We start from the raw sequence: 23,229 nt of genomic DNA, 5'->3' as shown, positions 1-23,229 counted from the left end.
CCGCCCGCCGCGTCGCGACCCTAACGCCGGTCGTCCGCCTGGGCCGCCCGCTCGGCGTTGCGCTTCTTGATGCGGGCGCCCTCCTTGCGGACCTCGGCCTGGGTGGCGCGCTCCTTCTGCAGCCACTCGGGGCTGTCCTGCTTCAGGGCCTCGATCTGCTCGGTGGTGAGGGGCTCGGTGACTCCGCCGCGCGCCAGTCCCGCGATGGAGACGCCCAGCTTCTCGGCGACCACCGGGCGGGGGTGCGGGCCGTTGCGGCGCAGTTCCTCCAGCCAGGCCGGCGGGTTCGTCTGGAGCGCGCTCAGCTCGGCGCGCGAGACGACGCCCTCCTGGAACTCGGCGGGCGTGGCCTGGAGGTACACACCCAGCTTCTTCGCCGCGGTGGCGGGCTTCATGGTCTGGGTGGTCTGGTGCGACGTCATGGGGTCAAGGGTATCGAGCGCGTGCGCGACCGCCGACCACGCCGCTGCTCGGCGCCGGGAACACCACTGCCCGGCGGCGAGGACCGGGCCCGTCGCCCCGCCCGTTAGCCTGGTCACGTGACAGGCTCGGAAGCACCCTCCTCGCTCCCTTCGTTCCGGCTCGCCTACGTCCCGGGGGTGACGCCCGCCAAGTGGGTGCGGATCTGGAACGAGCGGTTGCCCGACATCCCTCTGACCCTCCTCCAGGTGTCCGCCGCCGAGGCGTTCGGTGTGCTGCGGGACGGCGGGGCCGACGCCGGTTTCGTACGGCTGCCGGTGGACGGCACCGACCTCAGCGCGATCCCCCTCTACGCCGAGACCACGGTGGTCGTGGTCCCCAAGGACCACGTCGTCGCGGCGGTCGAGGAGGTGACCACCGAGGACCTGGCGGACGAGGTCGTGCTGCATCCCCTGGACGACACCCTCGACTGGGAACGCCCGCCGGGAGAGCCCGCGTTCGAGCGTCCCGCCACCACGGCGGACGCGATCGAGCTGGTGGCGGCCGGGATCGGGCTGCTCGTCGTGCCCCAGTCGCTGGCCCGGCTCCACCACCGCAAGGACCTCACCTACCGGCCGGTCACGGACGCCCCCGAGTCCCGTGTCGCCCTGTCCTGGCCCCAGGACGCGACCACCGACATGGTCGAGGACTTCATCGGCATCGTCCGGGGCCGCACGGTCAACAGCTCGCGGGGCCGGGCGAAGCCCCCGGAGGAGAAGAAGCCACAGCAGAAGGCGCAACGGGAGCCCAAGCGCCCCGGCACCGGCAAGCCGACCGCCCGCACCCCTCGGGCCGGCTCGTCCGGCGGCAGGAACGCCAAGAGCGGCGGCAGGCCCGGAAAGCCCCGCCGCCGCTCATAGCCGCCCTCGACGGGCCGCAGGCCCGATCAGGGGCGCGGGACGTGTCATCTGCGGCTCCGCCGCGTGGGCCGACGCTCCGCGTCGTGTCCTTCCACTGGTGCGAGCGCTTGCGCTCCCAGCCGCCCTTGACCGACACCCGACGGGCCTCGGGGAGCGTGCCGCCGGTGTCCTGGAGGGCGACGTCAGCGCCGTACGGCCGTCGGCGCGCGCCCATACCGAGAAGTCGTACTTCTTGCCCTCCTCGACGTGGACGCCGGTGTTGCAGCCCGCGTTGGTGACGGCCGAACCGGCGCCCAGGGAGAGGCAGTTGCGGTTGCGCTCGCTGAGCCGGCCGGCGTCGTTCACGACGTGCGCGGTGCCGTCCACGGCCCACGAGGTGAGGGGGGTGTAGGCGCGGTTGTCGGCGGTCGAGTACTCGAAGGACCGATTCTGCACGAGTTCGGCGTACAGGCCGCCTTCGGCGGCCCGGTTGATGTCCTCGAAGAAGACGCCGTACATCGTGTCGTCGATCTTCGCGCCCTTGGCCCTGGGGTCGACGCCGATCGCGCAGTCGGTGACGTCCTCGGCATGCACGGGGGCCGGGACGGAGGCGGCGGCCACCTACCTGGATGGATCTGTTCGAAATCCTGAACGGCGATCAGTACTTCGAACGGCAAGATAGGGAGGTGACCAAGACACCGTCAACGGGTCGCACGGCACCGAAAGTCTCGGAGAAGAAGGACGGATGAGCGGTCTCCTGCCAGTTCCCGACGCGTCGGCGTATCTCCGCGGAGAGTGGCGGGTCCTGCGGTCCGTGCGGGATCTGGCCAGCGGCGCGGGAGGAGAGTTCTCCGGGACGACCGTTTTCAGCCCACTGGACGGCGGCGGCCTCCTGCACCGGGAGACCGGAACTTTCGTCTGGCAGGGCGTCCCCCGTCCCGCCGAACGCACGCTGCGCTTCCTGCCGGGGGCCGCGCCCGGAACGGTGGACGTCCGCTTCGCCGACGGCCGCCCCTTCCACGACCTGGATCTGACGACGGGCCACTGGCGGACGGAGCACCCCTGCGCCGCCGACCTCTACCGGGGCGAGTTCGCGGTGTACGACGAGGACCACTGGCGGACGACGTGGCGGGTGGGCGGCCCCGCGAAGGACCAGCTGCTGGTCACCGACTACACCCGGGACCCTCCGGCTTGAGCCCGTCCGCTCACTGCGCGGCGCCCAGCCGCAGGTTCCAGCGACCCGCGTGGCCCGCGACCGTGACCGTCGACAGGGGACGGATGTCCATGTTCCAGTACGACGACGGCGGGGCCTTCAGGGCGTAGACCAGGGCGGCGCGCAGCACGGACGGCTCGGCCACCGCGACGACCCGGCCACCCGCGCCCGCCGGCCGGGTCTCGAGCCAGCCGCCTATGCGGGAGATGAAGCCGACCAGCGACTCCCCGCCGTGCGGGGTCGCGTGTGGGTCGGCGAGCCAGGCGTCCACGGCCGAGGGCTCCCGTGCCATGGCCTCGCCCAGAGTGAAGCCGCGCCACCGGCCCATGTCGCAGTCCCGCAGCGCGGGCTGGGCCAGCGGCGCGTAGCCGAGGGCGTCCCCGGTGGCCCGGCTGCGCGGCGTGGGCGAGCAGTAACGCAGCTCGGCCGCCGCCAGCGGCACCAGCTCATGGGCGGCGCGCTGCACCTCGTCCCAGCCGGCCTGGTCCAGCGGCCGGTCGTCCTCGAAACGCTCCGCGAGCAGCGAGGAGCAGCGCGCGGCGGCGACGAACGTGACCCGAAGATGCATGCGGTGATGGTGGAACGGGGTTCTGCGCAGGTCAAGAGGCCGTTACTCAGGAGTTACCCGGGGTACCGCACCTGGAGTTCCGGTCACCCGCCCGCACACCCGCCCCTCAGTCGAACAGCAGCGCCATGTACTGCTCGGGCTTGGCGAGCGGCTCGAACCCGAGCTTCGCGTAGACGCCGTGCGCGTCGTGCGTGGCGAGCAGGAGGCGCCGCAGCCCCGAGGGCCGCAGGTGCTCGCGCACGGCCGCGACCAGCGCGGTGCCGAGCCCGTTCCCCCGCGCCGAGGGGGCGACGTAGACATCGCAGAGCCAGGCGAAGGTGGCCCCGTCGGTCACCACCCGCGCGTACGCCACCTGCTCCCCCGAACCCACCTCGTACACCCCGAAGTTGAGGGATCCCCGGATCGCGCTCTCCTGCTTCTCGCGGGCGCGGCCGATGGCCCAGTACGCGTCGGTGGACAGCCAGTGGTGGACCCGTTCGACGTCGATGCGTCCGGGATCGTCGGAGATCTCGTGGCCCCTCGGGACGGCGGGCTGCAACTCGTCTTTCATGGCGGGACGTTCGCAGTCCGGGCGCCCGCTGTCGAACCCTTTACGGCCTCCTCCAGCCGCCGCACCCCTTCCGCGATCTCGCCCGCGCCTGCGACCCCGGCGAAGCTCAACCGCAGGTGCCCGGCCGGGGGTTCGGCGCTGAAGTAGGGGCGGCCGGGGGTGACGGCGACGCCCGCGCGCAGGGCGGCGGCGACCAGGGCCGCCTCGTCCGTGCCGTCGGGCAGGCGCAGCCAGAGGTGGTAGCCGCCGGAGGGGATGTGGGGCAGGGCGAGTTCGGGCAGACGCGACCGCAGCGCGGATGTGAGGGCGTCCCGACGGAGCTTCAACTCCCTCGACACCGCTCGGAGATGGCGGGGCCAGGCGGGCGAGCCGACGAGTTCGAGTGCGGCCTCCTGAAGGGGGCGCGGCACGAAGAAGGTGTCGACGACCTGGATGGCGCGCAGCCGCTCCAGGACCGGGCCCCGTGCGGCCAGGGCGCCCACCCGGAAGCTGGGCGAGGTCGCCTTGGTCAGCGAGGAGACGTGCACGACCACGCCGTCCGGGTCGTCGGCGGCCAGAGGCCGGGGCAGGGGCCCGGCGTCCTCGTGCGCGAGTCGGCGTACGAAGTCGTCCTCTACGACGAAGGCCCCCGCCTCGCGGGCGATCCGCAGCACCTCTGCCCTGCGGTCGGCCGACAGGGCGGCGCCGGTGGGGTTCTGGAAGAGCGGCTGGCAGACGAAGACCCGCGCCCCGGACGCCTTGAACGCGTCGGTGAGTAGGGCGGGTCTGACCCCGTCCGCGTCCACCGGCACCGGTACGGGTCGCAGCCCGGCGGCCCGCGCGATCGCCAGCATGCCGGGGTATGTGGGCGATTCGACGAGCACGGGCGCCCCGGGCGGCGCGAGGGCGCGCAGCGCGGTGGTCAGGGCGGACTGGCCGCCCGCCGCGACGATCACCTCGGCCGCGGTGATCGCCCCGCCGATGCTCCGCGCGAACCACTCGCGCAGCTCGGGCACCCCCTCGACCGGCGGCCGCGCCCACACTCCGGGCCGCCGCCCGGCCCTGGACAGCGCGGCGGCCATCGCCTGCTCCGGCTGGAGGGAGGGGTGCAGATAGCCGCCGTTGAACTCGATGACGCCGGGCGGCGGAGAGGCGAGCGAGACCAGGACCCCCGAGGCGTCCACCGTGCGGGGCGACGGCTCGGCGCTGCCGTCCGCGCTCAGCGCGACCTCCTGCCAGGAGGTGTCCCCCACCGAGGCCGTACCGCTCTCGCGCGGGCTCGCCCGGAAGGCTCCGGCACCCGGCCGGGTCACCACCAGCCCCTCGGCGGCCAGCTGCGCCAAGGCTCGCGACACGGTCACCGGGCTCACCCGGAACCGCCCGACGAGGGCACGGCTCGACGGCAGCTTTCCACCAATGGAGTAGCGGTCGAGCTCTCTTCTCAGCTGTTCCACCAGTTCCGCAACGCTGCTACGCTCGTGCATGAGAGTAGAGAGTAGCGCTATCACCGGAACATCAGTAGCGGTGGGCGGCGACCGGGCAGCCGCCGGCCCCGCCGCTCCGCCACCCGGCCCACGTCTTCGCGCCGGCGGCACGCTCCAGGCAGCCCTCGGTGTCACCGCCTTCTCCCTCACCTTCCCGGCCACAGCCTGGGGCCTGGAAGGGTTCGGCCCCTGGTCACTGGTGGCCGTCCGCAGCGCCCTGGCCGCCGTCATCGCGGGCGGGTGTCTGCTGGCCCTGCGGGTCCCCCTGCCGGGCCGTCGGCACTGGGCGGGGCTCGCGGTCGTGGCCGCCGGTGTCGTGCTGGGTTTCCCGATGCTGACCACGCTCGCGCTCCAGACCTCCACCACCGCGCACGCCGCCGTCGTGGTCGGGCTGCTCCCGCTGACGACCGCCCTGTTCTCGGCCCTGCGCATGGGCACCCGTCCCTCGCGCACCTTCTGGACCGCCGCCCTCGCCGGAGCCGCCGCGGTGCTCGCGTTCACCGTGACCCAGAGCGGCGGCGCCCTGACCACGGCCGACCTCTGTCTCTTCGGCGCCCTGCTGGTGTGCGCGGCCGGCTACACCGAGGGCGGCCGACTGGCCCGGGTGATGCCGGGCTGGCAGGTCATCGGCTGGGCCCTGGTGCTCTGTCTGCCGCTGAGCCTGCCGGGCGCACTGCTGGCCCTGTCGTACGAGCCGGCCCGGCTGACCGCGCACAGCGTGGCCGGGCTGTTGTGGGTGGCGGCCGGGTCCCAGTTCCTGGGGCTGGTCGTCTGGTACCGGGGCATGGCGGCGATCGGCATACCGAAAGCCAGCCAGTTGCAGCTGGCGCAGCCGCTGCTCACACTGGTGTGGTCGGTGCTGCTCCTCGGCGAGCAGCTCACCCCGGCCGCGCCCCTGACGGCCGCCGCCGTGCTGGTCTGTATCGCGGTCACCCAGCGCTCGTCCGCCTGAGTCGGGTGCGGGAGCGCGTGAGAGCCGTACGCACACAGGTCCGTCCGGCGCCGCCCGCAATAGACTGCGGGCACGGACCGCCACTCCCGTGCAGAACGAGGAGGCCCCCGATGCGAGCAGATGTAGGCGACACCCTGCTGGTGCACGGCAGGACCGTCGGGCACCACGACCGGACCGCGGAGGTCCTGGAGGTGCTCGGTCAGGACGGCAATCCGCCCTACCGGGTCAGGTTCGACGACGACGGGCACGAGGCGCTGATGTCCCCCGGCCCGGACACGGTCGTCCGCCACCCCGGGGACCCCAGGTAGCTGTCCCTTCCGGCGCCCCCCCGGACCCAGTACCACGAACCTTCCCCCGGGCTGCGTCAGCGCGGTGGTTCCGCCGGCCGCTGGTAGTGGTCGGCGACCACGCGTGCCATCGCGCCGATCTTGTCGAGGCCGACCTCCTTGGCCGAGAAGAAGACGTGTCCGCGCGCCTCGGGGAAGTCGCGGGCCAGGGTGAGGTGCGCCGACAGCTCGGCCGGGTCCTGCCAGGCCGCGGGCTGCGCCGGGTCGCCCGCCTTGTAGAGGGCCTCCCCGATGTACAGCCGCGTCCCGCTGCCCCGGGCGGTCTCCGCCCACCAGGGCAGCAGCTTGGCGTAGTCGGCGGCGGCGAAGCCGATGTTCCAGTACAGCTGCGGGACGATGTAGTCGATCCAGTTCTCCCGGACCCACTTCCGGGTGTCCGCGTGCAGGTCGTCGTAGGTCTGCACGCCCGCCCGGGTGTCCGAGCCCGACGCGTCGGTCTCGGCGTTGCGCCACACGCCGAAGGGGCTGATCCCGAACTGGGTGCCGGGGCGGATCGTCTTGATCTGGGCCGCCGTCTCCCGCACCAGGAGGTCGATGTTGTCGCGCCGCCAGGCCGCCCGGTTGGGAAGGCTCGCGCCGTACCGGTCGTAGGCCTCGTCGTCGTCGAAGACCTGACCGGCCACCGGGTACGGGTAGAAGTAGTCGTCGAAGTGCACGGCGTCGACGGCGTACTTGCGCACGGCGTCGAGCATGGCCTTCTCCACGAAGGCGCGGACGGCGGGGATGCCGGGGTTGTAGTAGAGCTTGCCGCCGTAGGGGACGACCCAGTCGGGGTGCTGCCGGGCCGGGTGCGAGGCGACCAGCCGGCTCGGGTCGGTGTGGACCGCGACCCGGTACGGGTTGAACCAGGCGTGCAGTTCGAGCCCCCGGGCGTGCGCCTCCTCGACGGCCGTGCCCAGCGGGTCCCACCCTGGGTCCTTGCCCTGGGTGCCGGTGAGGTACTGCGACCAGGGCTCGTGCGGTGAGGGCCAGAGGGCGTCGGCGCTGGGGCGGACCTGGAAGATCACCGCGTTGAGGCGGCGGTCCACGGCCGTGTCGAGGTGGGCGAGGAGTTCGGCGCGCTGTTCGGCGGCGGTCAGACCGGCCTTCGAGGGCCAGTCCCGGTTGAGGACGGAGGCCAGCCACATACCGCGCAGTTCGCCCTCGCCTGCCCTGCGGCGGGGGCTCGGGTCGCCGCCGGCGATGGCGGTGCCCGCCGCCACGCCGCCGGCCGCCACGAGGGTCGCCGCCGCGGTCGCCCAGAAGGCCCGCCGTGACATCCGTGGCTTGCGATGCATCCTCGTACCTCCGCGTACCGCGTCCCTCGTGTCCGCCCCGACGCGGACCGTTCCCGGACCAAGCCTTCCATGTGACACCCGGAATACTGATCAGTAGGCGTCGCGGGTAACGTGCAGGTTTGGCGCAGGCCCCCACCAGGGGTATCTGCCAGGCACGAAATACAGTGAAAGGGACGATGTGACGGACATCCCGGCGGGAGACATTGCACGCGTCGGAGTCGTGGGCTGCGGCCAGATGGGAGCGGGCATCGCCGAGGTGTGCGCCCGCGCCGGACTGGACGTCAAGGTCGCCGAGACCACCGGCGAAGCCCTGGAGATCGGCCGTACCCGGCTGTTCAACTCCCTGTCCAAGGCCGCCGAGCGCGGCAAGATCACCGAGGCGGAGCGGGACGGGACCCAGGCACGCCTGAGCTTCACCACCGATCTCGGCGAGTTCGCCGACCGTGACCTCGTCATCGAGGCGGTCGTGGAGAACGAGCAGGTGAAGACGGAGATCTTCCAGGTGCTCGACCAGGTGGTGACCCGCCCGGACGCGATCCTCGCCTCCAACACCTCCTCGATCCCGCTGGTGAAGCTCGCGGTCGCCACCTCGCGGCCCGACCAGGTCATCGGCATCCACTTCTTCAACCCGGCCCCGGTGCAGAAGCTCGTCGAGCTGATCCCGGCGCTGACCACCTCCGAGGGCACGCTCAGCCGGGCGCAGCTGTTCGCCGAGAAGGTGCTCGGCAAGCACGCCGTGCGGGCCCAGGACCGCTCGGGCTTCGTCGTCAACGCGCTGCTGGTGCCGTATCTGCTCTCCGCGATCCGGATGTTCGAGTCGGGCATCGCGGGCCGCGAGGACATCGACAACGGCATGGAGCTGGGCTGCGCCCACCCGATGGGGCCACTGAAGCTCTCCGACCTGATCGGCCTGGACACCATCGTCTCCATCGCCAACAGCATGTACGAGGAGTACAAGGAGCCGCTGTACGCCGCTCCCCCGCTGCTCCAGCGCATGGTGGACGCGGGGCGGCTGGGCCGGAAGTCGGGGTCGGGCTTCTACGCCTACGCCTGATCCCCCGGCCGTCCGACTACGCACGGTCAGTTCCTTTCACGCGCGGGCCCGGCACCGGAGACGGTGCCGGGCCCGTCGTATTCACACACCGTGTGCGCGGCGGACCCGCATATGCCGCTCGCACACTCTCCCCACGCGCCCACCAGGCGAGTTGACTTCACGTGCGCATGCAAGGGATGACGACGACTACAGAAAGGAGCGGACTCGTGGCCATCGACCCCGAGCATCCCGTGCTCCATGGCGAACTCGCAGAGTTACGCCGCCGTCTGGACGTGGCGCACGCGCGCGTCGAAGGCGGGCACACCCTGCTGAGCCACCGCGCCGAGCAGACCGCCAAGGAACTGGACGATCTGAGCGCGCGGGTCGTCAGCCTGGAGCACGCCCGCTGGCCGCTGCCCGCGGTGGCGGCCCTCACGGCCCTGGGCGCCCTGGTGGTGTCCATCTGGCAGGCGTTGGGCCGGTGAGGGCCCCTCGGGCGGGACGCGACGGGGGAGTCAGGACTGGGCGTCCTGCCCGAGCCGTAGGTGGTGCAGCAGGAGCAGAGCGGCCGCCATGTTGGCGGCCGGGACCTCGCCGCGGGCGACCATGTCGGGGACGAGCTTGAGGGGGACCCATTCCCGACGGTCCGACTCGAAGTCGTCCACGGGGTGACCGACGTACGCGCCCTCGTCGGCCCAGTAGATGTGGTGCCGGGCGTCGGCGAGCCCGTTGGAGGGCTCGACGCTCATCAGGTGGCGCAGGGGTCCCGGCCGCCATCCGGTCTCCTCCTCCAGTTCACGGGCCGCCGCCTCGGCGATGGCTTCGCCGTCCTCGACGACGCCCGCCGCGAGCTCCCAGCCCCAGCTGTCGGTGATGAAGCGGTGCCGCCACAGGAGCAGCACCTCGTTCGACTCGTTGACCACGGTGGCCACGGCGACGGGCCGCAGCCGTATCAGGAAGTGATCGAGGTGCCGCCCGTCCGGCAACGCCACATCCGCGAGATTGACGCTGAACCAGCGGTTCGAGTACACAGTTTGTTCGCTCTGTTTCGTCCACTGCACGGTTCTGCCACCTTCCGCCGAGTAAGTGGCAATATCGCAGCAGGAGCTTGGTGACAGCAGGCGCACAGCCGGTGCACGGCCGCGCCCCGGGACGGCGTCAGAGCGGTACGCGCAGTGCCCCGTCGATGAGTTCGGCGGCCTCGGAGGTTCCCGCGCAGCCGCTGCGCACGAGGTGCTCGCGGACCGCCCGCAGTCTGTCACGCAGGCGCATGGACTCCATTCCGCGTGCCCGCTCGGCCATTTCGACGGCGGTGGCCACCGCCTTGTCCGCGTTGCCCTGCCGCAGTTCGATCTGGCTGAACATCGCGAGCCGGTGCACCCGCCCCCGGTCGTGCGCCGGGGAGTCGACGGCCGCCGCGGCGTGCTCCGCCGCGGCCGTCAGGTCACCGAGGCTGAGCAGTGCCTCCGCCACCTGTACGTTCACCAGGCCGGGTTGGACATAGCCGGTCTCATCGGGTTCGCACCCGCGCCGGATGCGCTCGGCGGCCTGCTCCGCCCGCCGGATGCAGGACAGCGAGCTCGTGCCGTCGCCGAGGTGCGCGTACGCCTTCGCCTGCATCGCGTACAGATCGGAGGCGAGCGCCGGGGTGATGTCCGTGCCGGCCGTGCGCAGCGCCGCCTCGGCGAAGGCGACGGCCTGCCGGTACTCCCGCATGAACAGCGACTGGTTGACCAGGAGCGCGATCACGTACGCCCCCAGCCCCCGGTCCCCGCTGGCCTTGGCCAGCCGCAGCGCCTGGTGGAAGTAGCGCTGGGCCAGACCGTGGGCGTCGGAGTCGTACGCGCAGATCCCGGCGATCGCGACCAACCCCCCAGTGGCCCGGTGCAGTTGGCGGCCGGTGGCGTCGGTGTAGCTGCCCCGCAGCAGCGGCGCGGCCTCGGCGTTGAGGAACCCGACGATCCGGGTGCGGGTGGCGACGCCCCCGGCCTTGCGGTACAGCTGCTCGTAATGCGTCCGGGCGGCGCGCAGCATCTCGATGTCGGCCATGCTGACCTGATGCCGTCCCCCACGGGAGACGTCGACGTCCTCCGGCGGGTTCTCCCACTCCCAGACGGGCATCACGGCGGGGGTCCCGGTGACGGCGGGGGCGCCCAGGACATGGGGCCGCTGTTGTTCGTCGGAGCGCCACAGGGCGGTGGCGCGCTCCACGAAACCGGAGAGCCCGGCACCGTGCGGGGAGGCGGCCTCGCCCGGCACGCCGAGCCCGATGTCGTCGAGGGTGACGGTCCTGCGCAGCCGCCCGGCGAGCACCTCACAGATCAGGTCGGGCACCTGTCCTCGCGGCCGCTGCCCCTTCAACCACCGTGCCACGGCGGTGTGTTCGTATCTCAGCGCCAGCCCCCGGGCCCGCCCCGCCTGATTGACGTGGGCGGCGAGACCGGCGTGGGAGATACCGGCCTCGTCGAGGATCGCGTCGAGCAGGGTGTTGGGCTGCATGGAGGCCCTCCGGTGGCTCGGTGCCGGCGAATCGCAGCGTAGCGCCTCCCCCTTCACACGGGGTGTGAAGGGAACGCCCCAATCCGGGCTGTGTGCGCGCTGTCGCAGAGAGTTTCGGACAGGTTGACTGGGATCCCTCGCCAAGAGGCCGGCCGGGCCGCCGGCTCCCCCTCGTACAGTGCGGTGGCCCTGGCCGGGTGGGACGGGGGCGACTACGGGGTGGGGGCGACCGGTGGGTTGTCGGGTGCGGGTGCATCGTGGCTGATCGCGCAGTTCCCCGCGCCCCTAAGAACAAACGGGCGGTCGTTACGGAGTAGCAGTATCGCGATGTCGTCCATGGGCCTTCCTCCTGTGTGGCGGAGAAGTTGCCAGAACACGGCCCGCAGGACGGCCTGGGGACAGACGGGTCGGCCGCGTACGGCTTCCCTCAGCGTGGCCGCCAGGGGGAAGAAGCGGCCCTGGCCGTCCCTCGCGTCCTCCACTCCGTCCGTGTGCAGGAACAGGGCCTCGCCCGGGAGGAGTTGGCCGCAGGGCGTGACCGGGAGCTCGGCGGGCAGCGGGAAGAGGCCGAGCGGGGGCAGGGGGTCGGCCCGGGTGACGGGCGACGCGCGGCCGACGCTGAGCAGGTAGGGCCAGGGATGGCCGCAGTTGAGGGCGTGGAGATCGCCGTCGGGGGTGATCTCCAGCAGGAGGACGGTGACGAATTCCTCCATGGCCTCGGTGCGGGCGCGGTCCCGGAGATGGCGGGCGAGGGCACGGTCGAGGCGGGTGAGGACGCCGGCGAGTTCGGCCTCGTCGTGGACGGCCTCGCGGAAGCAGCCGAGGACGGCGGCGACGGTCCCGACGGCGGGGAGGCCGTGGCCGCGTACGTCGCCCATCACGACCCGTACCCCGTGCTCGGTGGCGATCACCTCGTACAGATCGCCACCGACGGTCGCGCCCCGGTCGGCGGAGAGCTGGGCGGCGGCGGTGGCGAGCCCGTCGATCCGCGCGGGCAGCGGCCGGAGCAGCAGGCTCCGGGCGACGCCCGCGACCGCGCGCGCCTGCCGCACTTCCCGCAGCAACTTCCGCCTGACGTGCAGCATCATCCCGGTGCCGGCCGCGAGGACCACGGCACCGCCGACGATCCCGGCCCCGAGCCGACTGGACAGGCGGCGCCCCCGGGACCACGCACGACGAGGAACCCCAGCCCTGTTGCGAATCATGCCGTTGGCCCCCCATCAGGCCCGGACAGCGTGTACGGCCCAGAGAGGCCGGTCCGATTCTGTCGACCACGTGCCCTGTTCGGGTAGATCACCCGAGATTGTCACCCGGATGAGTGAGGTGACCGCTGAGGGCTGATGGGGGTGTGGGGGGCTCGCCCATTACCTTCTTCGTAGAGCCCGGTTCGGGTTCGTGGCCATCGGGGCCGGTATGACTCTTTGCCCCTGTCCTTGATGATCCGGGGGGTGCTGTCACTGGTCCCGGCGGCACCGGTTGATCGCTGATGGAAGCGTGTCCGCCCATGGGCAGGGCTGCGTAATGTGGCTGCCGATCTCCGGTGTCCCGGCAGGCCACCCATTGTGCCGGGAGGGGAGGGAAAGCCCGGTGACCAGCAACGACTTCCCATCGATCGATGTCTTCTGCGCCCTGGACGTCGGCAAGTCCGAGCATCACGGCACGGCCCTGCTGCGTGATGGCCGCACGGCCTTCGACAAACCGCTGCCCAACAACGAGCCCCAGCTGCGCGAGCTGTTCAACCGCCTGGGGCGCAAGGGGAAGGTCCTGGTCGTGGTCGACCAGCCGGCCTCCATCGGCACCCTGGCGGTCACCGTCGCCCGCGCCTGTGGATGCGAAGTCGCCTACCTGCCCGGCCTGTCGATGCGCCGGCTGGCCGATCTGCACCCCGGCACCGGCAAGACCGACGCTCGCGACGCCTACGTCATCGCCGATGCCGCCCGCACCATGCCCCACCTGCTGCATTCCATCGATCCCGACGAGAGCGTGCGGGCCGAACTGACCATGGTCCTGGGCCACGACGACGACCTCGCCCAGGACGCCACCCGCACCTCCAACCGGCTGCGCGGCCTGCTCACCTCCGTCCACCCCGCACTCGAACGCGTCCTCGGGCCCCGCCTGCGCCACCCGGCCGTCCTGGCCCTGCTGCAGACCTACGGCTCCCCCACCCAGCTGGCCCAGGCCGGCACCGAGCAGATCGCGCAGGTCATGCTCCAGGCCGCCCCGCGGATGCGCAGCGCTCACACCCTGGCCGACCAGATCACCACCGCCCTGGCAGAGCAGACCGTGCAGGTTCCCGGCACAGCCTCGGCGGGGGAGATCGTCTCCGGTCTGGCCGAGGCCCTCGCCGTGCTCCTCAAGCGCCGGGACGTCCTGGAGACGCGGGTCGCCGCACTGCTGGAGGCCCACCCTCTCGCGAAGGTCCTGACCTCCATGCCCGGGGTCGCGGTCAGGACCGGCGCCCGCATCCTGGCCGAGGTCGGCGACGCCAGCGCGTTCCCCACCGCCGCCCACCTGGCCTCCTACGCGGGACTGACCCCCACCACACGCCGCTCCGGAACCTCCATCCGGGGCGAAGGACCACCCCGCGGCGGCAACAAGACGCTCAAACGGGCCCTGTTCCTGGCCTCGTTCGCTTCCCTGAGCAGCCCCGAATCGCGGGCCTACTACGACAGGAAACGCGCGGAGAAGAAGCGCCACAACGCCGCCCTCATCTGCCTCACCCGCCGCCGCGTCGACGTCCTGCACGCCATGCTCAAACACCGCACCCTCTACCAGCCCGGGCACGAACAAACAGCCTGACCAAGCCCACAGCCCTTGACCGAACAGATAGAAGCACCCCCCCCACAAGGGGCGCGGGGAACTGCGCGACAAGCCACGAACGACCCGCAGCCGCCGTACGACCGCAGTCCCCCACCCCTCAAACGCCCTAACTACGCAGCACGGCCCCCGTACGCTCGCCCGCGAGGGCGACCGCCGCGTCCCGGGCCGCCGACGCCTCGTCCACGGTCAGCGTGCGATCCGCGGCGCGGAAGCGCATCGCGTACGCCAGCGACTTCCGCCCGTCACCCAGCTGCTCGGCGTTCTCGTACACGTCGAACAGCCGGATGCCCTCCAGGAGTTCACCCGCGCCCTCACGCAGCGCGGCCTCCACGTCGGCGTGCGGCACGAACGCGTCGACGACGAGCGCGACGTCCTGCGTGGCGACCGGGAACGTGGAGATGCTCGGCGCCTGCGGGGTGCTGTCCCCCACCTGCTCCAGGGCGTCCAGGTCGATCTCCATCGCGGCGGTCCGGGCCGGCAGCCCGAGGGCCTCCAGGACGCGCGGGTGCAGCTCACCGGCGTGGCCGACGACCCGCTCGGTGCCGTCGGCGACGACCACGAACTCGGCGCAGCGGCCAGGGTGCCAGGGACCGTACTGGCCCTTGCGGACAATCAGTTCGGCACCGGCCTCGCGGGCGACCGCGCGGCCCGCCTCGACGGTGTCGGCCCAGTCGGCCGGACGGCCCTTGCCCCACCAGCCGGCCTGCTCACGGGCCCCGGCGACGACGACGGCGACGTGGCGCGGCTGCTCGGGCAGCGCGGCGTTCAGCGTCGCGATCTCCTCGTCGGTGGGCCGGCGGTCGACCGGCAGCGCGACGGCGACCCGCTGCTCCTCGCGGGGGAGGAAGACCAGGCCGGTCTCGAACAGGGCGAGGTCGTGCGTGCCCCGGCCGTCGTTGCGCCGCAGCGCGCCCAGCAGACCCGGCAGCAGCGAGGTGCGCAGCGCGGGCTCCTCGTCGCTCAGCGGGTTGGTGAGCCTGACGACGCGGCGGGCCGGGTCGTCCGCCTCCAGACCGAGCTGGTCGAAGACCTGCTCGCCGATGAAGGGGTAGTTCGGCGCCTCGACGTATCCGGCACCGGCCAGCGCCCGCCCGACCCGGCGGTGCAGTCGCTGCCGCTGGGTGAGGCCGCGCCCCGCGGGGGGCTTGGGCAGCGTGGAGGGCAGGTTCTCGTAGCCCTCCAGCCGGATGACCTCTTCGGCGAGGTCGTTCGGGTCGGTGAGGTCGGGCCGCCACGACGGCACGGTGACGATCAGCTCGTCCTGCCCGTAGACGTCGCAGCCGACCTCCTGGAGGCGGCGTACGACGGTCTCCCGGCCGTACTCGACCCCCGCGACCCGGTCCGGGTGGTCCGCCGGGATCGTGATCGTGCGGGGCGCGGACGGGGCGATCACCTCGGTGACGCCCGCGTCGGCGGTGCCGCCCGCGAGGAGCACGAGCAGGTCGACGGTGCGCTGCGCGGCGGCGGCCGCGGCCAGCGGGTCGACGCCGCGCTCGAAGCGGCGGGACGCCTCCGACGACAGCTTGTGCCGGCGGGCCGTGCGCGCGATGGCGACCTGGTCGAAGTGGGCGGCCTCGATGACGACGTCGACGGAGGCGTTCTCCACATCGTCGTGATCGGCGATCTCGGTGTCGGCGCCGCCCATGACACCCGCGAGGCCGATGGGGCCGCGCTCGTCGGTGATCACCAGGTCCTCGGCGTGGAGGGTGCGGGTGGTGCCGTCGAGGGTGACGATCTTCTCGCCCTCCTCGGCCCGGCGGACGCCGATGGTGCCCTGGACGAGGGAGCGGTCGTACGCGTGCAGCGGCTGGCCCAGCTCCATCATCACGTAGTTGGTGATGTCGACGGCGAGCGAGATCGGGCGCATGCCGACCTTCTGCAGCCGGCGCTTGAGCCAGATCGGGGAGCGCGCCTCGGGGTCGAGCCCGGTGACGGTGCGGGCGGTGAAGCGGTCGCAGCCGAGCGGGTCGGAGACCTGGACGGGGTGCCCGAACGCGTTCGGCCCGGGGACGTCGAGGAGGGCCGGGTCGCGCAGCGGCAGACCGTAGGCGATGGCGGTCTCGCGGGCGACGCCGCGGATCGACAGGCAGTAGCCGCGGTCGGGCGTGACGGCGATGTCGAGGACCTCGTCGACCAGCTCCAGGAGCTCGATCGCGTCCTTGCCGACCTCGGTCTCCGGCGGCAGCACGATGATGCCCTTGGTGCCGTCGTCGCCCATGCCCAGCTCGTCGCTGGAGCAGATCATGCCGTGGGAGTTGCGGCCGTAGGTCTTGCGGGCGGAGATGGCGAAGCCGCCGGGCAGTTCGGCGCCCGGGAGGACCACGACGACCTTGTCGCCGACGGCGAAGTTGCGGGCGCCGCAGACGATCTCCTGGGGCTCGCCGGTGCCGTTGGCGGTGCCGACGTCGACGGTGCAGAAGCGGATGGGCTTCTTGAACTCCGTCAGCTCCTCGATGGTCAGCACCTGACCGACGACGAGGGGGCCCTTGAGGCCGTCGCCGAGCTGCTCGACGGTCTCCACCTCCAGGCCGGCCGAGATGAGCTTGGCCTGGACGTCACGACCGGTCTCGGTGGCCGGCAGGTCGACGTACTCCCGCAGCCAGGAAAGCGGGACCCGCATCAGATCTCCATCCCGAACGGCCGGGTGAACCGGACGTCACCCTCGACCATGTCTCGCATGTCTTCGACGTTGTGGCGGAACATCAGCATCCGCTCGATGCCGAACCCGAAGGCGAATCCGCTGTACTTCTCGGGGTCGACGCCGCAGGCGGTGAGGACCCGGGGGTTGACCATGCCGCAGCCGCCCAGCTCGATCCAGCCCTCGCTGGAGCAGGTGCGGCAGGGGCGGTCGGGGTTGCCGACGGAGGTGCCCTTGCAGACGTAGCAGAGCATGTCCATCTCGGCGGACGGCTCGGTGAACGGGAAGAAGTTCGGCCTGAGCCGGGTCTTCATGCCCTCGCCGAACAGCGACTGGACCATGTGGTCGAGGGTGCCCTTGAGGTCGGCCATGGTCAGGCCCTCGTCGACGGCGAGCAGCTCGACCTGGTGGAAGACCGGGGTGTGCGTGGCGTCCAGCTCGTCGGTGCGGTATACGCGGCCGGGACAGATCACGTACACCGGCAGCTCACGGTCGAGCAGGGAGCGGATCTGCACGGGCGAGGTGTGGGTGCGCAGCACGACACCGGACTCGGTACCGCCCTCGGGGCCCTGCACGAAGAAGGTGTCCGCCTCGCCCCGGGCCGGGTGGTCCGGGCCGATGTTGAGCGCGTCGAAGTTGAACCACTCGGCCTCGACCTGCGGGCCCTCGGCGACCTCGTAGCCCATGGCCACGAAGATGTCCTCGATGCGCTCCGACAGCGTGGTGAGCGGGTGGCGGGCGCCGGCGGGGACGCGGTCGTACGGCAGCGTGACGTCCACTGCCTCCTCGACCAGCACCCGGGCGTCACGCTCGGCCTCCAGCTCGCTCTGCCGGGCGGCGAGGCCCTTGTTCACCGCGCCCCGCGCCTGGCCGACGAGCTTGCCCGCGGCGGCCTTGGCCTGCGGGGGCAGCGCGCCGATCTCGCGGTTGGCGAGGGCCAGCGGGGAGGTGCCCCCGGTGTGGGCGACCTTGGCCTCCTGGAGCGCGTCGAGGGAGTCCGCGGCGGCGAAGGCGGCGAGCGCCTCGTCCCGCATGCGCTCGATCTCTTCCGGTTTCAAGGCCTCGACCTCTACAGGGTCGTACGACTTATTCGGTGCCGACATCTCTTCCCGTGCTTCCGATTGGCTGGCGGATGGTCCCCGTACCGACTCGTGGACAGATCGTCACGGTTTTTGGGACACAAAGGTGCCAAAGGCCGAGTCTAACGGGGTGGAGGTGTACGAACGCGCCCGTGGTGCTCACGCCAGATAGGCCGGCGCCGCCACGGGCAACGTAAATCGGAACTCGGCGCCGCCACCGGGGGCGCGTCCGACGGTGATGGTGCCGCCGTGGGCTTCGACGATGCCCTTGACGATGTACAGCCCGAGACCGGTGCCCCCGCGCTTGCTGCCCCGCCAGAAGCGGGTGAAGACGCGGTTCATGGACTCCTCCGGAATGCCACTGCCCTCGTCGCTCACCGTGACCGACGTGGCGGTGTCCTCGCCCTCCCGGGGGGACGCCGTGGCCGTGACGTCAATCGTGACGGTTCCCTCGCCGTGCCGCACCGCATTTTCCAGCAGGTTGCTCAGCACCTGGTCGATCTTGTCCGGGTCGGCCCAGAGATCAGGCAGCGGCTGCTCGATCCGCAGCAGGAACCGGTCGGCGGGCTGCCCGGCGGCGACATAGGCCTGGATGTGCCGTCCGACGGCCGCGCCCATGTCGACGGGTTGCCGCCGCACCTCGAGCCGGCCCGAGTCGATGCGCGAGATGTCGAGCAGCTCGGCGATGAGCCGGGTGACCCGGTTGGCGTCGGCGTCGACGGTCTCCAGCATCAGCTTCTTCTGGTCGTCCGTGAACCGCTCCCACTTGGCGAGCAGCGTCGCGGTGAACCCCTTGACCGAGGTCAGGGGTGAGCGCAGTTCGTGGGCCACGGTGGCGATGAGTTCGGCGTGGCTGCGTTCGGTGCGGCGCCGGGCCTCGGTGTCGCGCAGCGAGACGACGACCCGGCGGACCGGGCCGGTGGGTTCGCTGCGGATGTAGCGGGCCGATACGAGGATCTCGCGCGCCCCGGGCAGCAGCAGGTTCCGCTCGGGCTGTCCGACGCGGATGGCGAGGCCCCCGTACGGGTCGGTCAGCTGCCACCAGCGGCGGCCTTCGAGGTCTTCTAAGGGGAGGGCCCAATCGAGGGGGCGGCCGAGGGCCTCGGCGGCGGGGGTGGCGGTGATCCGGACCGCGGCGGCGTTGAAGCAGATCACGCGGCCGTTCTCGTCGGCCACGACCAGTCCGTCGGGGAGGTCGTCGGGGTCGATGCCCAGTTCGGCGAGATCGCCCTGCCGGGGCGCGGATGTGGCGCGCACGTCCCGTGCCACCGGTGTGCCGCTGGTGCCGACCCTCATCCCCGTACCCCACCTCTCGCGTTGTGCAGTGGGCCCCCGAGCCCGTCACCCTACTAGCTGGGCGTGACGGTGCGGCACCCTCCGAAGGCGCGCTGTGCACGGGCGGACGCGTAGAGACATACGGCGGCGGCGGTCGCCAGGTTCAGGCTTTCCGCCTTTCCGTGGATCGGTACCCGGACGACGGCGTCGGCCAGCGCCCGTGTCTCCTCGGGCAGCCCCCAGGCCTCGTTGCCGAACACCCAGGCCGTGGGCCCGCCCATCGTGCCCTTGTCGAGTTCGTCGTCGAGGTCGTCCTGTCCCGCTCCGTCGGCGGCGAGGACGCGTACGCCGATGCCCTTGAGCCCCGCGACGGCCTCGTCCACGGGCACGCCGACGGCGACCGGCAGATGGAACAGCGACCCGACGGAGGCGCGCACGGCCTTGGGGTTGTAGAGGTCCACGGAGGCGTCGGTGAGCACGACGGCCTCGGCTCCGGCGGCGTCGGCGCACCGCAGCACGGTGCCGGCGTTGCCGGGGTCGCGGACGTGGGCGAGCACGGCGACGAGCTTGGGGCGGCTGTCGAGGATCTCCGCGAAGGGGGTGTCGAGGAACCGGCAGATCCCGACGAGGCCCTGCGGGGTGACGGTCGTGGAGATGTCGGCGATGACGGTCTCGTCGGCGAGGTGGACGCGAGCGCCGGCTGTGCGGGCGTCGCCGACGATGTCGGCGTACCGCTCCGCGGCGTCGACCGTGACGAAGAGCTCGACCAGGGTGGGTGTGCCGTTCGGCCGGTGTCCGGCGGCCTCGCGCACGGCCTGCGGTCCCTCCGCGAGGAAGAGCCGGTCCTTCCCCCGGAAGTTCCGCTTCCCGAGCCGCCGGGCCGCGGAGACGCGGGCGGAGCGGGGGGAGATCAACTCAGGGGTGGGCATGGGTCACCTTTTGGATCGAGGGGGTGGGGAGGGACGCCCGAGAGCTCGGGGGTGCGGGTGCGTCGGCGGGTACGGGTGGTCCGTGGTTGCGCGCGCAGTTCCCCGCGCTCCTGAAGAAGCAGGAGCTGCGCCCTGTGCTTTTCGGCCCGAAAGGGCCGGAGGCCCTTGAGGGGCGCGGGGAACTGCGCGAGAAGCCCCACTCACCCGCACCCGACAACGCACCAAAAGACCCGGGCCCACAGGCAGCTTGCACCTGCGGGCCCGGGTCATACGCGGCTCAGAGCCAGCGCAGCGTCACGCTGCCTTGGGCGCGTTGACGTCCGCCGGCAGCGCCTTCTGCGCGACCTCGACCAGCGCGGCGAACGCGGTGGCGTCGTTGACGGCCAGCTCCGCGAGGATCTTGCGGTCGACCTCGATGTTCGCGGCCTTCAGACCCTGGATGAGGCGGTTGTACGTCATGCCGTTCTGGCGGGCCGCAGCGTTGATGCGCTGGATCCACAGCTGCCGGAAGTCACCCTTGCGCTTCTTGCGGTCGTTGTAGTTGTAGACCAGCGAGTGGGTGACCTGCTCCTTGGCCTTGCGGTACAGGCGCGAACGCTGACCGCGGTAGCCGGAGGCCTGCTCGAGGATCGCCCGGCGCTTCTTGTGGGCGTTGACTGCCCGCTTGACGCGTGCCACTTTTTAACTCCTTGTAGCGGGGCCGTGGTTGTCGTCACACGACCCGAAATCGATGGGGTCCCGGTCCTGACGTACGGCGCTCACAGGGGGCGCCGCGGACGTCACTTGCCGAGAAGCTTCTTGATCTTCGCGGCGTCGCCCGGGGCCATCTCGGCGTTGCCGGTGAGGCGACGCGTCACGCGGGACGACTTGTGCTCGAGCAGGTGGCGCTTGCCGGCGCGCTCACGGAGCACCTTGCCGGAGCCGGTGACCTTGAAGCGCTTGCTGGCACCGCTGTGCGACTTGTTCTTCGGCATAGCGCCGTTCTCTCCTCGTCAGTGGCGCTCCGGTGCCCGGTCGCGAAACCGGGCACGACGGAACGTCATTTCTATCGGTTGACACCCTGGACCGGTGTCCAGGGCTTCCCCCGGACTCGCGTCCCGGGGACTTACGCCTCGGCAGGCTCCTCGGCCGGCGCCTCGACCTCGACGTGCTCGGCGTCGGCGGCGTTCTGCGACTTGCCGGGGTTGGCCTTCGCTTCCGCCTTCCGGGCTTCCTGAGCCTGACGGGCCTCGGCCATCGCCTCGGTCTTCTTCTTGTGCGGACCGAGGACCATGATCATGTTTCGGCCGTCCTGCTTCGGGTTCGACTCGACGAACCCGAGCTCCTGGACGTCCTCCGCGAGACGCTGCAGCAGTCGGTAGCCCAGCTCGGGCCGGGACTGCTCGCGACCACGGAACATGATCGTGATCTTGACCTTGTCGCCCTGCTTGAGGAACCGGACGACGTGACCCTTCTTGGTGTCATAGTCGTGCGGGTCGATCTTCGGCCGGAGCTTCATCTCCTTGATGACCGTGTGCGCCTGGTTCTTGCGCGCCTCACGGGCCTTCATGGCCGACTCGTACTTGAACTTCCCGTAGTCCATGAGCTTGCAGACCGGCGGACGGGCGTTCGCGGCCACCTCGACGAGATCGAGGTCGTACTCCTGCGCAAGCTCCAGGGCCTTGGCAAGCGGAACAATCCCGACCTGCTCGCCGCTGGGACCGACAAGTCGCACCTCGGGAACGCGAATCCGGTCGTTGATGCGGGGCTCGGCGCTGATGGATCCTCCTCGGTAGCACCACACGACGGTCTGGCGGACCGCCGCGTCATGTCTGGTTGACATAGGGACCAACCACCGGGAGCCATGAAAAATGCCCCTGACGGAACACAGGCGGGGCTCCATGAACTGCCGGAGCACCGCCGCGGGTGTGCCGCGGGGCGCAATATCGGACGACTCCACCGTCCGTACGGAACGGTGGGGGCCGCCTGACCGGGTGACCTGCCGCCCCGGAGGACAGTCAGGTGGGAGTGCGGAGCCTCCACTTGCGGGCCGGACACACAGGTGTCCAGCCGGTCGTTGACACAACCATACCGGGTTCAAACCTCCCGTGCCAATCGGGCCGCGGCGGACTCCCGCAGGTCGGGAGGTACGTGACGGGGCCTATCGTGTGGGGCATGAGTGAGACCCCTCCTGAGAACCCCGACTTCGACTCGATGACCCGCGACATCGCCGAGGTCCCCGCGGTCGAGGTGATCGTGACGGTCGCCGTCAACCTGATGAGCGCCGCCGCGGTGAAGCTCGGTCTGACCGAGGAGGGCAACAAGTACAAGGACCTGGACGAGGCCCGCAAGCTGGTCACCGCCCTCGCCGGTCTGCTGGACGCGTCCGCGACCGAGATCAGCTCCTTCCACGCGGCCCCGCTGCGCGACGGTCTGAAGTCGCTGCAGCTGGCGTTCCGCGAGGCGTCGCTCGTCCCGGACGAGCCGGGCCAGGGCCCGGGCGAGAAGTACACGGGCCCGATCTACGGCTAGGCCCTGGTCCCGGCTGTCCCCGAGGGCTACGCCCGTACGTACAGGGGCTCGCCCGGTGGGGTCGTCCCGGTCGGCAGCAGTGCCAGGTCGAGGCCCCGTACCAGGCGGGCCCGCAGTGTCTCGTCGGCGGCGATGCGCCCGGCGACGGCCCGCGCGGTCTCGGCCGGGGGCGCGGTCGCGTCGAGGACCAGGGCCAGGGTGCCGTCGGCCTGTCCGGGACCGAGGTGCGCGCGGAGCACGGCCGGCTCGGCCGCGACGGCGGCGCGTACGGCGTCGAGCACGGCGGGGTCGGCCAGCGGGTCGGTGGTGGTGCGTCCCTCGGCGAGCGCGAGCAGGGCCCGGCCGGTCAGCTCGTAGGGGACGGGGCCGGCCAGGTCGAGGACGATCGTGTCGGCCTTCTCGTGCGCGGCGGCCTGCAGGACCTGGTGCAGCGGTACGGCGACGGGGCGGGCGACGGGGTCCCAGCGGGCGAGGCTGTCGGTGGAGGTGAAGGCGGGCAGCGCGGTGCGGTCGCCGGCCTTGAGGGTGGGCACCGCCATGTCGCTGGTCTTCTCGCGGCGCAGTCCGTTCTCGTCGGTTTCGACCTCGCCGAGCACGGCCACGACGGGCACGAGCAGCCGGGCGCCCTTGAGCGCTTCGAGGACGGGCCCCACGGCGGTCCGGTCGTCGGCCCAGGCGGCGAGCGCGGCGCTCAGCCGGGGGTCGGCGGAGCCGTCGTCGTCGGGGAAGCCGGGGTCGGGAATGTTCTTGTTCGCCACGGTCGTCGACCCTATCGGG

The 23,229-nt window shown here is 71.7% G+C and carries 24 protein-coding genes and 1 pseudogene; 8 read left to right on the top strand and 17 right to left on the bottom strand.

Going from position 1 to position 23,229, the window contains the following annotated elements; genetic code table 11:
• Positions 1-20 precede the first annotated feature (20 nt).
• Positions 21-422 (bottom strand): DUF5997 family protein, encoded by a 402-nt coding sequence (locus P8T65_RS38640; RefSeq protein WP_215450903.1) that lies wholly within the window; start codon positions 420-422, stop codon positions 21-23.
• Positions 423-539: 117 nt separating this feature from the next.
• Between P8T65_RS38640 and P8T65_RS38635 the strand changes: the two genes are divergently transcribed.
• Complete coding sequence (locus P8T65_RS38635; RefSeq protein ID WP_316729997.1) at positions 540-1,319, top strand: LysR substrate-binding domain-containing protein; 780 nt, start codon at positions 540-542, stop codon at positions 1,317-1,319.
• Between the two features lie 100 nt (positions 1,320-1,419).
• Here P8T65_RS38635 and P8T65_RS38630 read toward each other — a convergent pair.
• Positions 1,420-1,919 (bottom strand): annotated as a pseudogene (locus P8T65_RS38630) (carbohydrate binding domain-containing protein); the annotation flags it as partial.
• 124 nt (positions 1,920-2,043) lie between these two features.
• Here P8T65_RS38630 and P8T65_RS38625 point away from each other — a divergent pair.
• Complete coding sequence (locus tag P8T65_RS38625) at positions 2,044-2,493, top strand: DUF6314 family protein (RefSeq protein WP_316729996.1); 450 nt, start codon at positions 2,044-2,046, stop codon at positions 2,491-2,493.
• 10 nt (positions 2,494-2,503) lie between these two features.
• Here the strand turns inward: P8T65_RS38625 and P8T65_RS38620 are convergent, their stop codons facing one another.
• From P8T65_RS38620 to P8T65_RS38610, 3 genes are all read right to left on the bottom strand, one after another.
• A complete protein-coding gene (locus tag P8T65_RS38620; protein WP_184896223.1) occupies positions 2,504-3,079 on the bottom strand; it encodes a histidine phosphatase family protein in 576 nt (191 codons plus the stop codon).
• 106 nt (positions 3,080-3,185) lie between these two features.
• Positions 3,186-3,629, bottom strand: coding sequence for a GNAT family N-acetyltransferase (locus P8T65_RS38615; RefSeq protein ID WP_316729993.1), 444 nt, complete (start codon positions 3,627-3,629; stop codon positions 3,186-3,188).
• Positions 3,626-5,092 (bottom strand): PLP-dependent aminotransferase family protein, encoded by a 1,467-nt coding sequence (locus tag P8T65_RS38610; RefSeq protein ID WP_316729991.1) that lies wholly within the window; start codon positions 5,090-5,092, stop codon positions 3,626-3,628. The genes P8T65_RS38615 and P8T65_RS38610 overlap by 4 nt, the downstream gene beginning before the upstream one ends.
• On the opposite strand from P8T65_RS38610, the gene P8T65_RS38605 reads away from it, so the two are divergent.
• The gene (locus P8T65_RS38605) at positions 5,091-6,044 is read left to right on the top strand and encodes a DMT family transporter (protein ID WP_316729989.1); all 954 of its coding nucleotides are present in this window, start codon (positions 5,091-5,093) and stop codon (positions 6,042-6,044) included. The genes P8T65_RS38610 and P8T65_RS38605 overlap by 2 nt on opposite strands.
• Positions 6,045-6,154: 110 nt before the next feature.
• On the top strand, positions 6,155-6,352 hold the full coding sequence (locus P8T65_RS38600) for a DUF1918 domain-containing protein (RefSeq protein WP_316729986.1): 198 nt from the start codon (positions 6,155-6,157) through the stop codon (positions 6,350-6,352).
• Positions 6,353-6,408: 56 nt separating this feature from the next.
• Here the strand turns inward: P8T65_RS38600 and P8T65_RS38595 are convergent, their stop codons facing one another.
• A complete protein-coding gene (locus tag P8T65_RS38595) occupies positions 6,409-7,668 on the bottom strand; it encodes a family 10 glycosylhydrolase (protein WP_316729984.1) in 1,260 nt (419 codons plus the stop codon).
• Positions 7,669-7,846: 178 nt separating this feature from the next.
• On the opposite strand from P8T65_RS38595, the gene P8T65_RS38590 reads away from it, so the two are divergent.
• Together P8T65_RS38590 and P8T65_RS38585 are read left to right on the top strand one after the other, a co-directional pair.
• Complete coding sequence (locus tag P8T65_RS38590; protein ID WP_316729982.1) at positions 7,847-8,722, top strand: 3-hydroxybutyryl-CoA dehydrogenase; 876 nt, start codon at positions 7,847-7,849, stop codon at positions 8,720-8,722.
• A gap of 206 nt (positions 8,723-8,928) precedes the next feature.
• A complete protein-coding gene (locus tag P8T65_RS38585; protein WP_184896212.1) occupies positions 8,929-9,186 on the top strand; it encodes a hypothetical protein in 258 nt (85 codons plus the stop codon).
• A 30-nt stretch (positions 9,187-9,216) separates the two neighbouring features.
• Here the strand turns inward: P8T65_RS38585 and P8T65_RS38580 are convergent, their stop codons facing one another.
• The 3 genes from P8T65_RS38580 to P8T65_RS38570 form a co-directional block, all read right to left on the bottom strand.
• The gene (locus tag P8T65_RS38580) at positions 9,217-9,762 is read right to left on the bottom strand and encodes an NUDIX domain-containing protein (protein ID WP_316729980.1); all 546 of its coding nucleotides are present in this window, start codon (positions 9,760-9,762) and stop codon (positions 9,217-9,219) included.
• 97 nt (positions 9,763-9,859) lie between these two features.
• Positions 9,860-11,200, bottom strand: coding sequence for a transcriptional regulator (locus tag P8T65_RS38575; protein WP_316729979.1), 1,341 nt, complete (start codon positions 11,198-11,200; stop codon positions 9,860-9,862).
• A gap of 212 nt (positions 11,201-11,412) precedes the next feature.
• The gene (locus P8T65_RS38570; RefSeq protein WP_316729977.1) at positions 11,413-12,405 is read right to left on the bottom strand and encodes a PP2C family protein-serine/threonine phosphatase; all 993 of its coding nucleotides are present in this window, start codon (positions 12,403-12,405) and stop codon (positions 11,413-11,415) included.
• A gap of 382 nt (positions 12,406-12,787) precedes the next feature.
• Between P8T65_RS38570 and P8T65_RS38565 the strand changes: the two genes are divergently transcribed.
• Positions 12,788-13,999: an IS110 family transposase gene (locus tag P8T65_RS38565; RefSeq protein ID WP_316723618.1), complete on the top strand. Its 1,212-nt coding sequence runs from the start codon at positions 12,788-12,790 to the stop codon at positions 13,997-13,999.
• A 127-nt stretch (positions 14,000-14,126) separates the two neighbouring features.
• Here P8T65_RS38565 and pheT read toward each other — a convergent pair whose 3' ends face one another.
• The 7 genes from pheT to infC all read right to left on the bottom strand — a co-directional run bounded on the left by pheT (position 14,127) and on the right by infC (position 21,724).
• Positions 14,127-16,640 (bottom strand): phenylalanine--tRNA ligase subunit beta, encoded by a 2,514-nt coding sequence (gene pheT, locus P8T65_RS38560; protein ID WP_316729975.1) that lies wholly within the window; start codon positions 16,638-16,640, stop codon positions 14,127-14,129.
• Positions 16,640-17,761, bottom strand: a complete 1,122-nt coding sequence (gene pheS, locus P8T65_RS38555) for a phenylalanine--tRNA ligase subunit alpha (protein WP_033531711.1) — start codon at positions 17,759-17,761, stop codon at positions 16,640-16,642. The genes pheT and pheS overlap by 1 nt, the downstream gene beginning before the upstream one ends.
• A gap of 135 nt (positions 17,762-17,896) precedes the next feature.
• On the bottom strand, positions 17,897-19,033 hold the full coding sequence (locus P8T65_RS38550) for an ATP-binding protein (protein ID WP_316729972.1): 1,137 nt from the start codon (positions 19,031-19,033) through the stop codon (positions 17,897-17,899).
• Between the two features lie 53 nt (positions 19,034-19,086).
• On the bottom strand, positions 19,087-19,941 hold the full coding sequence (locus P8T65_RS38545; RefSeq protein ID WP_316729970.1) for an RNA methyltransferase: 855 nt from the start codon (positions 19,939-19,941) through the stop codon (positions 19,087-19,089).
• A 294-nt stretch (positions 19,942-20,235) separates the two neighbouring features.
• Positions 20,236-20,619 (bottom strand): 50S ribosomal protein L20, encoded by a 384-nt coding sequence (gene rplT, locus P8T65_RS38540; protein ID WP_184896197.1) that lies wholly within the window; start codon positions 20,617-20,619, stop codon positions 20,236-20,238.
• A gap of 101 nt (positions 20,620-20,720) precedes the next feature.
• A complete protein-coding gene (rpmI, locus tag P8T65_RS38535) occupies positions 20,721-20,915 on the bottom strand; it encodes a 50S ribosomal protein L35 (protein ID WP_004933563.1) in 195 nt (64 codons plus the stop codon).
• Between the two features lie 131 nt (positions 20,916-21,046).
• Positions 21,047-21,724 carry a translation initiation factor IF-3 gene (infC, locus tag P8T65_RS38530; protein WP_184898702.1) on the bottom strand — a complete coding sequence of 226 codons (678 nt, stop codon included), beginning with the start codon at positions 21,722-21,724 and terminating at the stop codon, positions 21,047-21,049.
• A 371-nt stretch (positions 21,725-22,095) separates the two neighbouring features.
• On the opposite strand from infC, the gene P8T65_RS38525 reads away from it, so the two are divergent.
• The gene (locus P8T65_RS38525) at positions 22,096-22,452 is read left to right on the top strand and encodes a DUF1844 domain-containing protein (RefSeq protein WP_316729960.1); all 357 of its coding nucleotides are present in this window, start codon (positions 22,096-22,098) and stop codon (positions 22,450-22,452) included.
• A gap of 26 nt (positions 22,453-22,478) precedes the next feature.
• On the opposite strand, the gene P8T65_RS38520 is transcribed toward P8T65_RS38525, so the two are convergent.
• On the bottom strand, positions 22,479-23,210 hold the full coding sequence (locus P8T65_RS38520; protein WP_316729958.1) for an SseB family protein: 732 nt from the start codon (positions 23,208-23,210) through the stop codon (positions 22,479-22,481).
• Positions 23,211-23,229: the final 19 nt, after the last annotated feature.

It is taken from the genome of Streptomyces sp. 11x1 (assembly GCF_032598905.1).
In the GTDB taxonomy this organism is placed as follows: Bacteria; Actinomycetota; Actinomycetes; order Streptomycetales; family Streptomycetaceae; genus Streptomyces.
This window is presented reverse-complemented; position numbering and strand designations above follow the sequence as displayed.

Coding starts and splice junctions, on each gene's coding strand:
- P8T65_RS38615 (WP_316729993.1), bottom strand. CDS start 3,629: ATGAAAGACGAGTTGCAGCCCGCCGTCCCGAGGGGCCACGAGATCTCC.
- P8T65_RS38575 (WP_316729979.1), bottom strand. CDS start 11,200: ATGCAGCCCAACACCCTGCTCGACGCGATCCTCGACGAGGCCGGTATC.
- P8T65_RS38525 (WP_316729960.1), top strand. CDS start 22,096: ATGAGTGAGACCCCTCCTGAGAACCCCGACTTCGACTCGATGACCCGC.
- P8T65_RS38595 (WP_316729984.1), bottom strand. CDS start 7,668: ATGCATCGCAAGCCACGGATGTCACGGCGGGCCTTCTGGGCGACCGCG.
- P8T65_RS38620 (WP_184896223.1), bottom strand. CDS start 3,079: ATGCATCTTCGGGTCACGTTCGTCGCCGCCGCGCGCTGCTCCTCGCTG.
- P8T65_RS38600 (WP_316729986.1), top strand. CDS start 6,155: ATGCGAGCAGATGTAGGCGACACCCTGCTGGTGCACGGCAGGACCGTC.
- P8T65_RS38610 (WP_316729991.1), bottom strand. CDS start 5,092: ATGCACGAGCGTAGCAGCGTTGCGGAACTGGTGGAACAGCTGAGAAGA.
- P8T65_RS38550 (WP_316729972.1), bottom strand. CDS start 19,033: ATGAGGGTCGGCACCAGCGGCACACCGGTGGCACGGGACGTGCGCGCC.
- pheT (WP_316729975.1), bottom strand. CDS start 16,640: ATGCGGGTCCCGCTTTCCTGGCTGCGGGAGTACGTCGACCTGCCGGCC.
- rpmI (WP_004933563.1), bottom strand. CDS start 20,915: ATGCCGAAGAACAAGTCGCACAGCGGTGCCAGCAAGCGCTTCAAGGTC.
- P8T65_RS38625 (WP_316729996.1), top strand. CDS start 2,044: ATGAGCGGTCTCCTGCCAGTTCCCGACGCGTCGGCGTATCTCCGCGGA.
- P8T65_RS38640 (WP_215450903.1), bottom strand. CDS start 422: ATGACGTCGCACCAGACCACCCAGACCATGAAGCCCGCCACCGCGGCG.
- P8T65_RS38545 (WP_316729970.1), bottom strand. CDS start 19,941: ATGCCCACCCCTGAGTTGATCTCCCCCCGCTCCGCCCGCGTCTCCGCG.
- P8T65_RS38570 (WP_316729977.1), bottom strand. CDS start 12,405: ATGATTCGCAACAGGGCTGGGGTTCCTCGTCGTGCGTGGTCCCGGGGG.
- P8T65_RS38605 (WP_316729989.1), top strand. CDS start 5,091: ATGAGAGTAGAGAGTAGCGCTATCACCGGAACATCAGTAGCGGTGGGC.
- pheS (WP_033531711.1), bottom strand. CDS start 17,761: ATGTCGGCACCGAATAAGTCGTACGACCCTGTAGAGGTCGAGGCCTTG.